The organism is Mangrovimonas futianensis (genome assembly GCF_021245805.1).
Lineage (GTDB): Bacteria > Bacteroidota > Bacteroidia > Flavobacteriales > Flavobacteriaceae > Mangrovimonas > Mangrovimonas futianensis.
This window is the reverse complement of the sequence record NZ_JAJJNF010000006.1, coordinates 122,441-136,063: the sequence shown is the minus strand read 5'-3', so window position 1 is coordinate 136,063 and position 13,623 is coordinate 122,441. Positions and strand designations below refer to the sequence as shown.

At 34.2% G+C, this 13,623-nt stretch carries 17 protein-coding genes; 14 read left to right on the top strand and 3 right to left on the bottom strand.

Annotated elements, in window-relative coordinates; genetic code table 11:
* Positions 1–10: 10 nt before the first annotated feature.
* Genes LOK78_RS11505 through LOK78_RS11495 form a run of 3 tightly spaced genes read right to left on the bottom strand, consistent with a single transcriptional unit; the run spans position 11 to position 2,438 of the window.
* Entirely contained in the window at positions 11–763 is a 753-nt protein-coding gene (locus LOK78_RS11505) for a LytR/AlgR family response regulator transcription factor (RefSeq protein ID WP_232635099.1), read from the bottom strand.
* Between the two features lie 32 nt (positions 764–795).
* A complete protein-coding gene (locus tag LOK78_RS11500) occupies positions 796–1,107 on the bottom strand; it encodes a 2TM domain-containing protein (RefSeq protein WP_053972122.1) in 312 nt (103 codons plus the stop codon).
* Between the two features lie 2 nt (positions 1,108–1,109).
* Positions 1,110–2,438: a 2TM domain-containing protein gene (locus LOK78_RS11495; RefSeq protein ID WP_232634998.1), complete on the bottom strand. Its 1,329-nt coding sequence runs from the start codon at positions 2,436–2,438 to the stop codon at positions 1,110–1,112.
* Between the two features lie 318 nt (positions 2,439–2,756).
* Between LOK78_RS11495 and LOK78_RS11490 the strand changes: the two genes are divergently transcribed.
* The 14 genes from LOK78_RS11490 (at position 2,757) to LOK78_RS11425 (ending at position 13,495) form a co-directional block, all read left to right on the top strand.
* Positions 2,757–3,800: a hypothetical protein gene (locus tag LOK78_RS11490; protein WP_232634997.1), complete on the top strand. Its 1,044-nt coding sequence runs from the start codon at positions 2,757–2,759 to the stop codon at positions 3,798–3,800.
* A gap of 167 nt (positions 3,801–3,967) precedes the next feature.
* Positions 3,968–4,756 (top strand): TlpA disulfide reductase family protein, encoded by a 789-nt coding sequence (locus LOK78_RS11485; RefSeq protein ID WP_232634996.1) that lies wholly within the window; start codon positions 3,968–3,970, stop codon positions 4,754–4,756.
* Positions 4,757–4,906: 150 nt separating this feature from the next.
* Entirely contained in the window at positions 4,907–5,857 is a 951-nt protein-coding gene (locus LOK78_RS11480) for a PIG-L family deacetylase (protein ID WP_232634995.1), read from the top strand.
* Positions 5,858–5,880: 23 nt separating this feature from the next.
* Entirely contained in the window at positions 5,881–6,600 is a 720-nt protein-coding gene (locus LOK78_RS11475; protein ID WP_232634994.1) for a hypothetical protein, read from the top strand.
* Positions 6,601–6,617: 17 nt separating this feature from the next.
* On the top strand, positions 6,618–6,836 hold the full coding sequence (locus LOK78_RS11470) for a hypothetical protein (protein WP_232634993.1): 219 nt from the start codon (positions 6,618–6,620) through the stop codon (positions 6,834–6,836).
* Positions 6,817–7,338, top strand: coding sequence for a hypothetical protein (locus LOK78_RS11465; protein WP_232634992.1), 522 nt, complete (start codon positions 6,817–6,819; stop codon positions 7,336–7,338). The genes LOK78_RS11470 and LOK78_RS11465 overlap by 20 nt, the downstream gene beginning before the upstream one ends.
* 107 nt (positions 7,339–7,445) lie before the next feature.
* A complete protein-coding gene (locus LOK78_RS11460; RefSeq protein ID WP_232634991.1) occupies positions 7,446–8,216 on the top strand; it encodes an NAD(P)-binding domain-containing protein in 771 nt (256 codons plus the stop codon).
* Between the two features lie 147 nt (positions 8,217–8,363).
* Positions 8,364–9,047 (top strand): CPBP family intramembrane glutamic endopeptidase, encoded by a 684-nt coding sequence (locus tag LOK78_RS11455; RefSeq protein ID WP_232634990.1) that lies wholly within the window; start codon positions 8,364–8,366, stop codon positions 9,045–9,047.
* A 145-nt stretch (positions 9,048–9,192) separates the two neighbouring features.
* Entirely contained in the window at positions 9,193–9,732 is a 540-nt protein-coding gene (locus LOK78_RS11450) for a hypothetical protein (protein WP_232634989.1), read from the top strand.
* A 115-nt stretch (positions 9,733–9,847) separates the two neighbouring features.
* Positions 9,848–10,645 (top strand): DUF3667 domain-containing protein, encoded by a 798-nt coding sequence (locus LOK78_RS11445; RefSeq protein WP_232634988.1) that lies wholly within the window; start codon positions 9,848–9,850, stop codon positions 10,643–10,645.
* 237 nt (positions 10,646–10,882) lie between these two features.
* Positions 10,883–11,338 carry an FKBP-type peptidyl-prolyl cis-trans isomerase gene (locus tag LOK78_RS11440; RefSeq protein ID WP_232634987.1) on the top strand — a complete coding sequence of 152 codons (456 nt, stop codon included), beginning with the start codon at positions 10,883–10,885 and terminating at the stop codon, positions 11,336–11,338.
* 63 nt (positions 11,339–11,401) lie between these two features.
* Positions 11,402–12,178 (top strand): DUF1206 domain-containing protein, encoded by a 777-nt coding sequence (locus tag LOK78_RS11435; protein WP_232634986.1) that lies wholly within the window; start codon positions 11,402–11,404, stop codon positions 12,176–12,178.
* 208 nt (positions 12,179–12,386) lie between these two features.
* A complete protein-coding gene (locus LOK78_RS11430; protein WP_053971720.1) occupies positions 12,387–12,779 on the top strand; it encodes a DUF302 domain-containing protein in 393 nt (130 codons plus the stop codon).
* Between the two features lie 77 nt (positions 12,780–12,856).
* Positions 12,857–13,495, top strand: coding sequence for a YdeI/OmpD-associated family protein (locus LOK78_RS11425; RefSeq protein ID WP_232634985.1), 639 nt, complete (start codon positions 12,857–12,859; stop codon positions 13,493–13,495).
* Positions 13,496–13,623 lie beyond the last annotated feature (128 nt).

Here is a 13,623-nt window from a genome sequence, read left to right as displayed (position 1 = left end):
TAACCGAAAATCACTGCAACCAATCCTTAAAATTCTTAACCTGTTCCCTAGCCACAATCACCTCCTGTTCCTGATAGCTTTGCAATTTGATTTGAAGTCTGGAATTGGTATAACTTATGATGTCTTTGATGGCATTGATTTGAACATAAAACGTACGATTCACCCTAAAAAATTGATTGGGAGGCAATTCGACCTCCAGTTCCTCTAAGGTTGGGTCTATTAAATAATTCCTGCCATCTACGGTATGCAAATAAGTGCCCTTGTTCTCACTGTAAATGCATTCAATATCTTCGACATTGACCAGCTTGATATGTTGACCAATTTTTACCGAGAAACGCTTTTTGTACTCCCGTTCTATCGGATTGACCAAAAGCTGCTTGATATCATCAAAGTTGAGTGTCACAGATGGTTTGGGAGCCATGGTTTGGTATTTTTTTACGGCCGCTTCCAACTCTTCTTCATCTATCGGCTTCAGCAAATAATCAATACTGTTCAGCTTAAAGGCCTTTAGAGCATATTCATCATAAGCCGTTGTAAAAATGATGGAAGACTTGATATCTAATGCCTCAAAGATTTCAAACGACAGACCATCACTCAGCTGAATGTCTAAGAAAATCAAATCTGGGTGCGTATTATTTTGAAACCAAGCGATAGATTCCTCTACCGAATGTAACATGGTATGAACCTGCATGTCTAGTTTTTCCAGCATGCGCTGCAACCTTCTGGCCGATGGTTTTTCGTCTTCAATAATTATTACTTGCATCATAGTGTTTTAAAATTCTTTTGGTAAGTGTTTTATTTCCAACCCTGTTTTTCCTTGTCCATATACTTTTTGATCATGCGATCTTCCCATTCGGTGCCAAAAATAATGTTTGGCATAAACACAGAAGCTGCATGTATCAATAAGGCGATTCCCCAAAATATCAACGTGCTGAAATTCTCCCACTGAAAGGTGTTTTCTCCTAGCCCTGTCCTAGAAAAATTGACTACCAAAATAAAAATATTGATTACCACATACACCAATAGATGTGTATAAAAACCCTTGATGCGTTTTACCTGTCTTTTAGCTCGATCAATTCGGCGTTGTTTTTCAAATTTAGTTTCCATGATTAGCTCCATTTGCTTTGTTTGCGTTCTTCTTCATCCAAAATCTCTTGGATTTTACGTTCTTCCCAGGATTTTCCAAAACCATACACCCCAAAGGCATGAAATGCAATACCAATACCCCAACCTAAAAGAGGGAACCAAAACCATTTAAACTCCCAAGAGGTTCTGTAATTGATAAAAATAAGAAAGGGTATTACAATGAGGTAAGAAAACACATTGCTGTAAAATCCTTTGATTTCTTCTACTTTCTTTTTGGCTCTTTCATAAGAACCGTTTTGGTCAAAATTGATTGTTTCCATGATTGATACTTGTTTTGTAAGCATAGGGATTGCCACGGCAAACCTGTTTGCTTGTTGATTGATGTTTACTTGTTTGTCTGTTAAAAGCTGGTAACGCTGCTTGATGTTACTCAGTCCCACACCACTGCTTTTACCTACTATTTGTTTGGGTTGCAGGTTGTTCTCTACCACCAAATACCCGTTATCTTCATAAATCTTAATGTGCAACGGATGCTTGTTGTTTACCATATTGTGTTTTACGGCATTTTCAAGCAACAATTGCAACGATAGGGGTACTACTTTACTTTCTGGGTCGCTTACTTGGTCTGGGATGCTAAACACAATACTGTCTTCAAACCGCATTTTTAATAAAGACATATAGGTTTTTGCAAACCGCAACTCCTCTTCGACCCCTACCAGTTCCTTATTTTTTTGTTCCAACACATAGCGGTATACCTTAGATAGTGAGGTGGTAAACTTTTGTGCCGCATCGGGGTTTTCTTCTATCAAGCTGGTCAACACATTTAAGCTATTGAACAGAAAGTGGGGGTCCAATTGATTTTTAAGTGCATCAAACTTGGCACTAGCCGTACCAGCAATTACCTTTTGTTCCTTGATTTTGTTTTGTTGGTAGCGGTTGTAAAAATAAACCAGATGAAAAATGATAACGATGGTCAAGGTGATCCACACACCAAAGGCATATTGGTTCCAAGAGGTTTGACTTAAAAAAGCTCGTACCGTATAACCGTCATAATACACTGCGGTCAAAAGATTGAGTACAAATAGACCCAAGAGGGTTATAAGAACCGAACCGAAAATACCAACAAAAATGCGTTTTAAGCTATTGTTCCACTGTTTGCGTTCCAAAAAGGCAAAGTAATACATGTTACTATACCCCAACAGAAACGCATAGGCTTGATAGAACAGGAAATTGACCATCAGGCCTTTAGTAGACTCAAAATGAAACCCTTTTGATGAGAGGGAGTTTCCTATTCCAAATACCACACTACCGATGATGAAAACAAGGATGGTATTTTTACGAAGCTTTTTCATATAATCTCTGTTGGGATATTAAAGGTAACATTAAATTGATTGATGCCCTGTTTTGTTTTTGATTGATACCTCAAAATTGAGACAAAAGCAGCCTTTTTAAAAAGGAAGCTGACTCAATTGTAAAAACAAATGCCTGAATTGTAACCTGTGATTGAAAAGGTAAAAGGAAAATCTTATCAGTGATTTTCAGTAGATCTTCTCTTTGCTGATATTAAACTCGTAGCGTTAAGTAAGAATTTTATGTATTTTTAAGGTGTGTATATAAGATAAGATAAACACACTAGTGTGTTTGTTCACTTGTTAGCTACAATACCTCAAATGATATCGCATTCACTTACAATTGGAGAAATAATTGACAAATTAAAAACTCAAATTTTTGATTTTGAAAATCCAACAGATATTCAAAATGACTACCTGGAACGCGAAAATGGAATTAAAAGAACAATAGATCGTTGCATGATGCAGATGAAGGAATTTGCAATTACGCCTGGTCTGGATAAACTTACAAAACGTCAGGAACTCAAAACTGAAAAATGTATTGAAAACTTATCTAGATACGTAAAACAACTAATGGAGGAATTAGATGAAGACAAAATCAAGATTTATTGTGATAACTTAAAAAGCGAAAAGGAAAAATCATTCAATATTAGTCTGAACAGACCTTTCGAACCAGACCTTACATTCATGTTATCGAATTCTTTTCATATTGCGATTAGAACAGAAATTCTATGGTCAAGAAGGGTAACTGTATTACAAGCAATTCAAATATCTAAAGGGGAATTGGATTTAGACGATTTAGGAAAACATTTACCTGATTTATTAGAAAAAATCAAAACTAAAATTATTCCAAACCTCAAACATCAGGAATTTTATCTTTCATTCGCTGATAGCATTAATGAAGCTATTAAATGTTATGACAAAAAGCTATTTAGAGGATGCAATTTAATCCTAATGACAACCATTGAAGGAATGGTGAGACAATTAGCTAATTTTCTTTCAATACCTCACGAACTAGGAGAAAATTTCTCGGAAGATAAATACATGTCACTAAATAGATTATTAAGAGACGTTACTTGGAAAAAAGACATAACTATTGATGAAACAAGACTATCTTTAATGCTCGGAAAGGATAAAACATTAAAAGAATATCGAAGCGAATTTGGGATAGATAGAGAAAATGTACTAATTGATTTGGATACGCGTTTGGATTTTTTAAAAGGAAGATTTAAAGATGATAGAGACTTGATTTTACATGGCTCTTATCAAGAGTACAATAAGAAATGGAATTTATATCTTAATTTTTCTGCTTTTGAGGAAACTTATGAAGTATGCGAATATTATTTAAAAAAGTACAGTAGCTAACACCGTGTAAAAATAATTGCTTGGTTCTTGCCTACTCGGAAAATCCTCGCAAACTTATAATGTCAGCTTTCTTTGACTATCTTTAATTCTTACTAAGCCGAAACGGCGGTATCACAAAAACAATTACCAAAAAGATCAAACAACAAACTAAATACCTTAAAACGACCATGAAAAAAATTGTTGCACTCATCTTCATACTTTTTGGATTTACACTCTTTGCTCAAGAAAAAGATATCAAGAAGCCAGAATATGTCATCATTGCCAATAATGAGATTATCACTAAAGAAAAACTCAATGAATTAGACCAACAAGGATGGGTTAAAGGGATGAATAAAGGAGTTACGGAGGAAGAACGAAACAAACTCGCCCAAAAATTTGGAGATAAAATTGGCGATAGAGAATTTATCATCAAAGTAGAAGTGCTAACAGAAAAAGAAAAATTAGAACGCGAAAATAAAAACACGACTGCCATTAAAGTTGCTCCCGAAGAAAAAAATACAGACAACGAATTAAGGCTAAATATTAACGACCCCGCCATTGGCTTTACTGTTGAAATGATTGATGGACAGAAAAAATCCCTTTCAGATTTAAAAGGGAAAGTAGTGCTTTTAAACTATTGGGCTACGTGGTGCGCACCTTGCCTCATGGAATTTGCAGAATTCCCTGAAAAAATACTTGAACCATTTAAAGAGGATGATTTTATCTTAATAGCCATCTCTATTGGTGAAAGCAAAGAGAAAGTTGCAGCAAAAATGGACAAAATGAAAAAATACGGCGTTAACTTTAATGTGGGTTTTGACCCGAAAAAAGAAATTTGGGACCAATATGCCACCGGAGGCATTCCCAAAAGCTTCCTAATTGACCAAAAGGGAATTATCAGATATATTTCCATTGGAAATTCAGAAGGTAACGTTGATAAACTAGCAAAAGAAATAAAAGCGTTACTAGTAAAATAAAAACTGCTGTAATCAAGGTGATTAAGTTAAAGAAGCTATGGTGATAAAATGAAAGTATAAACAAAATACAAAGCTAGGTGCTAAACCCAAAAATTAGGACATAAAAACCTCAGCTGTTCATAGAAAAGACCGTTGGCAAATATTCAAAATATGAAACATAATAGGCAAATTACCATTATAATGGTTACTGCAGTACTGGCAATTGTATTATCGGGTTGTAACAGAGAAGACGTTACTATCTATGCTCCAATTGAGACCTATCCAAATGATACCATTCTAGAACAACTAGCCGATAAAAGAGCCATGATTATTATAGCACACGATGACGATATGTGTGCCATGTCAGGAACTATATCGCTTTTAAATAAGAAAGGATGGGAAATCCAGGTTTTGTCAACACCCATAAATCCTGAGCGAGATAGTGCCCATCAGCAGGCTTGCCAAAAGCTGTTGGATAAAGTTACTTTTTTTGATTTCAGGAACGAGAAATTCAGAATAGACACGGCCAATGTAACTTACAATGCCATACCAAAAAACCAGTTCCACAAAACTTTTAATGTAGAATTGTTGGCAGAAAAAATAATACAAAGTGTCAATTCCTTTAACCCCTCAGTGATTTTCACCTTAGATAACGAGATTGGCGGTTATGGGCACCCAGGACACGTCGTTGTAAGTCAAACTATTTTAGATCTTGCCAAGACTCACCGCATCCACCCACAATACATCTACCAAAGTGTCTATACCGACCATATGGAAACAACCATAATGAACCGTCACTCTAAACGTATGAAAAGTTGGGGGTTCCAAGGAGATGGCTGGGAAAATGCCAAAAAGGTTTATGCCGTAACAGGAATGCCAGAGCCATCGGTTCAAATAAACATAATCTCTGAAGCCAAATCAAAGATGGAATACCTCATGTCATACAATGAAAGAGAGCGTAAAACAATGGGATTTTTTATTCCTGCCTTTGAAGAATATTCTGCTGAAGATTATTTTACCATATTCAACCGCGAGTTTTTTCGCATCATAGAAATAAAAAATGAAAACTTCGATATTGGACTAGATAGAGAAATTTCAAATAGCTTTATAGAACTCGAATAAGAAAATAACCATTGTATAGCCTTATGAAAATAACCAAAATACTGACAGTGCTTGCTTTTGGATTTGCTTTTTCATCTTGTCAGGAGAAAGAAAAAACGAATGCTGTTTTAGATAGTCCAGAAGTAAAAGAATGGGACATTGAAAAATTAAGTATTAAATCCCGTCAACATCTTGACAGTATGAAATGGGATTTAAAACTATTTGCACAAGATATTGAAACCTATGACCAATATTCTGAAATATTTAAAGATTATCCTTTAAACAAATCACCTTTCCCTGTGGCTGTATATGATTATGCCGTCTCTAGTGTTCCATTTATAATTGAAAGCGGAGACCTTATTTTTAAAGGCATTCGAATTGGAGCCTATGAAAATCCTGAAAGTGTCACCGTAATTGATAAATTAACATTGCTTGTTTTAACAAATGACAAAAACTCTAAAGAAAACACCTTGGTCGAATCTCGAAATTATCCTTACTTAACTGCTGAAGGAACCTTTGAAGCGCAAAACAACGAATTTGATTGGGTATTTTCGGCAAGTCCAGATGGATATTCAACTTTAATTTTGAACATGAAACTTTTTGATTTACGATTTGGAGAAACCATCATCATTTATCCTCAAAAGGACAAATCCTTCTTTTATGAACAAATCAATGATTCGCCCAATAACTACGAAAAATTTGAGGTATTTAAAAAGATGATAATGAATCATCCAAAAGTAAAAAATCAATTGAATATCAAATAGAAGTAACAACTTAACATATGACTGCATTCCTAATTATTTCTGTTTTTATCATCCTTTTTGGAGGGTTTTTATATTGGGCTTACCTTCCTGATTATCGCAGAGATCCGAAAGAATTTTGGCGAACTTTAATAGGAATGCCCATTGGAATGCTACTTTCCATATTGGGCTTTGGTGCATTAAACGAACTGATTAAAAAATGGGCCATCAAGGATAAAGATGAAAAGAATAATATTTAAAATAATTTTAGGGGCAATGCTCTATTTCGGCTTAGGCACTATTTATAAATCATATAACAATTACACACTCTCAAGTAATTGTATTACAGAGTCCTTTAATACACATTTCTCTGATCTCTCTAATTTAAAGATTAATTCAAGTTATAATTTCGATAAGATATTCTATTGTGAAAAATGGGATGAAATTCTTGTAACAGATGCTCATTACTACCACAGAGTACTTGGGTATTTAACAAATGGCGTATTGGTTCCATCCTATGACCCATTTCAGTATCTTGAGGGAACATATCTTGTCTATTTTCTTAAAGATAATATCATAATAAGTGAACCTATTTCGTGGTACAATGAGCATTTCATCTTTTCAGAAAATTTTAAAACCTTCAATTACATTAAAATAAAAAGAAGAAATGCTCATTTTTTTTATAAAAAATATGAGAACACAGATTACGACTTGAACACTTTTGAAATTATAAAAACAACTAATATTAAAGCTTTCAGATAAAATATATGTGATTCATTACTTCTAGATTTTCATTCGGAAAATCATTCTACCAATCTAAGACCTATTTTTATTTGATAACTTTGCTATCACCCCACAAACCAAAAAAATTGAACCAAAAAATCAGCATATTAGGATCTGGTTGGCTAGGGTTTGCCTTAGCTATTGATCTCATTGAAAAAGGACATGAGGTGTATGGCTCCACGACCTCAAAAGATAAAATCAGAACACTTTCTGAAAATGGCGTTAAACCATTTCTTATAGACATAGGCTCAGCCAATCTGGACATTCAGGACTTTTTAAATACTGATGTCTTAATCATTTCTATGACCTCTAAGAACATTCAGGATATTAAGAAGCTTATTGATAAAATACAACACCACAAGGTTCAAAAAGTCCTATTTATCAGTTCCACTTCTGTATATCCATTTACTAACGGTATTGTCACTGAAGAAACACCCACCATTGAGAGTAATCTTGTTGAAATTGAAAAATTATTCATTACCAACACCTCATTCAAAACAACCATTTTAAGATTTGGCGGACTGTTTGGTTATAACAGGAAACCAGGAAATTTCATTAAACCAAACAAAGCGGTTGACAATCCAGAAGGGTATATTAATTTTATTCATAGAGACGATTGCATCGAAATCATCAAGCAAATCATTTTAAAAGACCTTTGGAATGAAACCCTGAATGCCTGTTCCGCCAATCACCCCAAAAGACGTGAGTTTTACCTTAAAGAATCAAAGAAAGTAGGACGTTCCTACATCTCCTTTAATGAAAATTCGAAAAATGAATACAAAATAATTGATAGCACGAAACTGAGGCGCTTGTTGAATTATGAATTTAAATATGATGATTTAATGGGTGATTATTAAGTGAATTCTTGCGTCACAATTCGTTATTTTTAATTCACTTCTTAAACAAACAACATCACAACAACCTCAAAAACAACTTGTTATTCCTTAACTTAGCAATCAAATCAATAATAAGGTCCATGGACCTAATTTAAAACCAACTAAGAAATGATAGGAATTTTAGTTGCAATTGCTATTTCGTGGTTGCTATTATACTTTATTGAAAACAAGACTCTTTCAGTTTTAGGAATCCGCCCTACACCCAAAAGATTGAAACAATTCTTTTTAGGATTTTTAATTACTGGAATCCTTTGTGTTGTAGTTCAGTATTTAGAGGCTCATCTAAAATCATCCACCTGGATCCTAAATGATAATATTACAAGTGCCATAATATTAAAGTCCCTTTGGTGGGATTTTAAATCTGTCTTTACCGAAGAACTTATTTTTAGGGGAGCTTTGTTATATATACTCATCCAAAAAATTGGTCCATCAAAAGGCATTCTTATTTCTGCTATTGCTTTTGGGGTTTATCATTGGTTCTCATACGGTGTTTTGGGGAATGTCATGGCTATGATTTTAGTTTTTATTGGAACCGGAATAATGGGATACGCTTGGGCATGGGCTTTTTCTAAAACTAAATCCATGATGCTACCTTTTGGCCTTCACTTAGGATGGAATGTCATTTACAACACCCTATTTTCAAAAGGGCCTTTGGGCGAACTGATCTTGGTTTCTAAAGGCGGAAATGAATTGACCGATTGGGCATCCTTATTGAATTTTGTTAGTGGCCTGGTTCTTGTTCCAATCTTGATAATTATCTACATAAAGTATTTTGTGAAAAAGGAACCTTAAAATTAGAATGATTTGGAGGCTGTTCCTTAAGACAAATAGGCAGAAAAGAAAGTAAGAAGATGAAATCAAAGTTTATGCTCTTTAGTTATCTTTAAACTTATAATGGTAACAACATTTAATGTTCCCAAATCTTTAATCATCATTTATGACCAAACGTGACTTTTTCAGAATTATAATTAAAATTTTTGCTCTTTATTCCTTAATATTAACGATATTCAATTGGATTCCCTCAAACATTATTTATACGGTTTTTGACTTTGAGGCACTTCCTATTTTGGGATTGTTAGGATTTACTCTTCTGGCTTTATTAATCTATTATTTACTAATAAAAAAAACAGATTTCATTATTGATTTCATTAAACTAGATAAAGGGTTTGACGACCAAACCATGGAACTTGGAAATTTAAAACCAGATCATATTTTAAAGCTTGGCATCATTTTAGTCGGTGGCCTTTTTGTAATTTCAAATCTATCCGATTTTCTACAATACGCATTTCTAGCATTTAAAGGATCCATTCAAAAAGGTGGTGCTTTCAATGAGGTTTTTAATGAAAGATTTGGTACCTCTCAAGATAATTTTAATTGGATTTTTTCTGGAATAAATTTAATTATTGGTTACCTTCTTTTAACTAATTATAGTACAGTTATAAAATGGTTGAATAGAAATCAAACAAACAAGAAATGATGTTATCCAGGGTAAACTTGAAACCTCTTGAATGCTATGAGCACATTTTTTCAATTTAAACAGTATATTTAAAGCACAAACTTGGTTCAAAACCACTTAACCCAAACTTTCATACATGACCACCAGCCACTGCCTTAATTGCAATAAAGAATTAGTAGGTAAATTTTGTACTGGTTGCGGACAAAAAGCAGATACACGTCGCATTTCCTTTAAGAACTTTGTATTTAATGATATCCTCCATGGCACTTTTAGCATAGAAAAAGGCATGGTCTTTACAGCTAAACAGGCCCTACTTCGCCCTGGAAAAGCTGCTTTAGAATATATTTACGGGAAACGCAGGCGGTATTACAATCTGTTCCTTTTTGGCTTGTTTTTATTTGGTTTGATTTTGTTCCTGCGTCATTTTTATGAGCAATTGGCCATGGCTCAAGGTGATGTTATAAATGACACTGCATTACAAGACGAGGCCAGTAAGAGATTGGATCGCATGATTTCAGAAAAAAGAAAATTGATTGTATTTCTGTTCGTTCCATTTGCCGCCATCAACAGTTTACTGTTATTCAAAAGAAAATCCTTGAACTTAAGTGAGCACTTTATTATTGCCGGTATGATATTACTAGGGATGTTACTCATATCTACCATGGGCAATTTGCTATTCTTTTTGTATCTATTTACTAAAAGTCAAGTGATTGCAACCAGCATCAACTATGGCACTCCAGTATTGGTATTAGGTTACATTGCCTATGGGTATTACAATGCCTTTGCTTCAGATTATTCCCGATGGGGAATAATCCTCAGAATTCTTTTGTTCTTTATTCTAATGATTCTCCAAGCCTGCATCTTGCTTCTTGCTTTTATTGGTTTTGCAACCAATTGGGAATTTGGCGCCATTACTTTTTCGCCCTTTGGTTGATAGCTCAAATAGGGAAATGCAAAGATTGATGAAATCTATCTATTTCAGAAAGGTTAATAGAACTAGCAAAGATAAAATAGAAATTTAACAGTGATTTCGAGTTCCTGAATCTTATGTGCGGTTTGAAGCTAGCATAAATATCTGGACAAAAAGTTGCCGTACTTTTGTTATCTTGTTTCTCATTAATAAAATCCTAGAACTAATCCACACACAAACCCAACCAAAAAACTCTTATTCATGAAAAAATACATCAATGTTATCTTCTTTTTTTGGATTTTACTAATAGCAAGCACTTTCATGGTTGGCTGTAGTTCAAACAAAAAAGATAAAAACATTGGATTTAAAAAAACTTCAACGGGACTCAAATACAAAATTATACAAGAAGGAAAGGGAGTACCAGTGAAAGCGGGACAGGAAGTATTAATTCATGAAACAATGTCCTATATGAACGACTCTATGCTATTTGATTCTAGAACATTACCAATCCCCGTGAAAGTTTTGGTTGGCGGTAGTCAAGCTATTGCCGGTGTTGACGAGGGATTAGTTGGAATGAAAAAAGGAGAAATAAAAAAACTAATTGTACCACCAGCATTAAGTAAACGAACTGGGGCACATATCTATCCACATCCTGATTCTACCCTAATGTATGAAGTTGAATTGATTGAAATACTGCAAATAAAAACGAACGACTAAACAACATCATAAAAAAGACGATAATAAATTGTCACCAAATACATATAAATTAGATTTAATAGTATGAGCTCACATAAAAAAAACTTTGCCAGATTCGGAATGGCCGCCAAAGGCACAGTATATTGTATTATAGGTATACTTACGGGTTTAGCGGCTTTTAGCAATGGTGGCGAGAAGGCTGGAAGTACCGGAGCATTACAATTTTTAGCAAAACAACCTTTTGGACAAGTATTACTCATTCTAATGGGCTTAGGTTTGCTTGGATATTTGTTTTGGAGGTTCTACCAAGTTTTTAAAAATCCCAGTAATATAACAAGCGATTTTAAGGGCTATGCGACACGCATTGCTTACTTTATAAGTGGTTTGGCCTATGGCGGTTTAGCCTTCTACGCTTTTAAACTTGCCATCTATGGATTTATTGGTTCTAGCAATTCGTCTTTAACCCAAAATCTTTTTTCCGGATCTTATGGCAACCTTATTGCCTTGATGGTTGGAATAGGATTTGCCATAAAAGCCATCTATGATTTGTATAGAGCCTATTCTGGAAAATATAGAAACGAGATTAGAGAAAGTGATTTAAGTAATAACCAGCAAAAAATATTGATAAATGCAGGACGATTTGGTCATGCAGCTAGGGGCCTTGTGTTTGGGTTGATGGCTTTTTTAACAATCAAATCTGGCTTAAATTCTAGCAGTTCGGTAAGTACCCAAACAGATGCATTCAGCTTTATTGAAAGTCAATTTGGCGCTTTAGTATTAGGGGTTATTTCTGTTGGTTTAATAGGTTACGGTATTTATATGTTTATCAAAGCAAAATATCCTTCTATTACCTTAATCTGATTTCAATAAAAATACATTAGTTCCTCTAAACCTAAGAAATAGCTGAAGAATGGTGTTGATACATGGTCTCAATTTACCATATAGAAAACAGGATTTTAATTTACCTAACACCATTTTATTTGCGTTTAAAACCTCATAAATTTACTGTAGCTTAAAGCAACTTTGGAAATAAAATTTAGTAACTTTAAGTATTATAAATTCAACAACCATGAGTTACTATTTTAATACCACCCTAAATGGAATTTCTTTTGAAGAAGCACTAGATCTTGTTACTTCCGAACTAAAAAAAGAAGGCTTTGGGGTTCTTACAGAAATTGATGTGCAAGCCACTTTAAAAAAGAAAATAGATGTTGATTTTAAAAAGTACCGCATCTTGGGAGCATGTAACCCGCATTTTGCCCATCAGGCATTAGTAAGTGAAGACAAAATTGGTGTCTTTCTTCCCTGTAATGTCATTGTTGAGGAACACGACAATGGAGATATTGAAGTATCTGCCGTAGATCCTATTGCCTCCATGAGTTCTGTAAAAAATGAATCTTTGGGGCCTATAGCTGGAGAAGTTCAGAAAAAGATGAAACAAGTTATTGAAAACTTGAAGTAGTCATCATTCGAAAATGTAAAAGGTGTATTCTTTTAAAAAATTAAGCAGGTTATTTTTTAATCTCATGCATTTTTATTTTGCAACCTCATTCCAATCATAAGGCCGTAGATCTCTATCTAAAAGATGGATGCGGACGATGTAGTTTATACAAAACTTCAGACTGCAAGGTGCATCTTTGGCAAAATGAATTACGTCATTTAAGAACTCTAGCTTTGGAATGCGGTTTGACCGAGGAGCTAAAATGGAGCGTCCCTTGTTACACATACAAAGGAAACAATATCTTATTAATTAATGCCTTTAAGGACAATTGTACCCTTAGTTTTTTTAAGGGAATACTTTTAAAAGACCCATACCAAATACTTGACAAGCCTGGAGAAAATTCCAGAATAGTTAGGTTGATTCGATTGGATAAACAAACAAACTTTCAAGCATTACGCTCCAAAATAAAAGAATACATCTTTGAAGCTATGGAAGTGGAAGAAAAGGGGTTAAAAGTAGAATTAGACAAAGCTCCAGAGCAAGCTATTCCAGAAGAATTGTATACGGTCTTTAAAAAAGACCCTGCATTCAAAGCGGCTTTTTACAAACTAACACCGGGCAGACAAAGAGGCTATCTCATTTATTTCTCAGCTCCTAAACAATCTAAAACAAAAGCCTCGAGAATAGAAAAATATACCTCCCATATCCTAAATGGAAAAGGATTTCATGACAAATAAGCCTATTTGTGATACCATTTGCTTTTCAAAAATAAGGCAATAGTTCAGCTTTTAAGCCCATAAATTCTCTAAGTGGCTTTCTATCGTATATTCGTATATCTTCACTTGTCAATAAATAAATAATTGAA

What these genes read in the sequence shown, in the direction of transcription:
- LOK78_RS11505 (WP_232635099.1), bottom strand. Translation starts at nt 763, where the DNA reads ATGCAAGTAATAATTATTGAAGACGAAAAACCATCGGCCAGAAGGTTG.
- LOK78_RS11500 (WP_053972122.1), bottom strand. Translation starts at nt 1,107, where the DNA reads ATGGAAACTAAATTTGAAAAACAACGCCGAATTGATCGAGCTAAAAGA.
- LOK78_RS11495 (WP_232634998.1), bottom strand. Translation starts at nt 2,438, where the DNA reads ATGAAAAAGCTTCGTAAAAATACCATCCTTGTTTTCATCATCGGTAGT.
- LOK78_RS11490 (WP_232634997.1), top strand. Translation starts at nt 2,757, where the DNA reads ATGATATCGCATTCACTTACAATTGGAGAAATAATTGACAAATTAAAA.
- LOK78_RS11485 (WP_232634996.1), top strand. Translation starts at nt 3,968, where the DNA reads ATGAAAAAAATTGTTGCACTCATCTTCATACTTTTTGGATTTACACTC.
- LOK78_RS11480 (WP_232634995.1), top strand. Translation starts at nt 4,907, where the DNA reads ATGAAACATAATAGGCAAATTACCATTATAATGGTTACTGCAGTACTG.
- LOK78_RS11475 (WP_232634994.1), top strand. Translation starts at nt 5,881, where the DNA reads ATGAAAATAACCAAAATACTGACAGTGCTTGCTTTTGGATTTGCTTTT.
- LOK78_RS11470 (WP_232634993.1), top strand. Translation starts at nt 6,618, where the DNA reads ATGACTGCATTCCTAATTATTTCTGTTTTTATCATCCTTTTTGGAGGG.
- LOK78_RS11465 (WP_232634992.1), top strand. Translation starts at nt 6,817, where the DNA reads ATGAAAAGAATAATATTTAAAATAATTTTAGGGGCAATGCTCTATTTC.
- LOK78_RS11455 (WP_232634990.1), top strand. Translation starts at nt 8,364, where the DNA reads ATGATAGGAATTTTAGTTGCAATTGCTATTTCGTGGTTGCTATTATAC.
- LOK78_RS11450 (WP_232634989.1), top strand. Translation starts at nt 9,193, where the DNA reads ATGACCAAACGTGACTTTTTCAGAATTATAATTAAAATTTTTGCTCTT.
- LOK78_RS11445 (WP_232634988.1), top strand. Translation starts at nt 9,848, where the DNA reads ATGACCACCAGCCACTGCCTTAATTGCAATAAAGAATTAGTAGGTAAA.
- LOK78_RS11440 (WP_232634987.1), top strand. Translation starts at nt 10,883, where the DNA reads ATGAAAAAATACATCAATGTTATCTTCTTTTTTTGGATTTTACTAATA.
- LOK78_RS11435 (WP_232634986.1), top strand. Translation starts at nt 11,402, where the DNA reads ATGAGCTCACATAAAAAAAACTTTGCCAGATTCGGAATGGCCGCCAAA.
- LOK78_RS11430 (WP_053971720.1), top strand. Translation starts at nt 12,387, where the DNA reads ATGAGTTACTATTTTAATACCACCCTAAATGGAATTTCTTTTGAAGAA.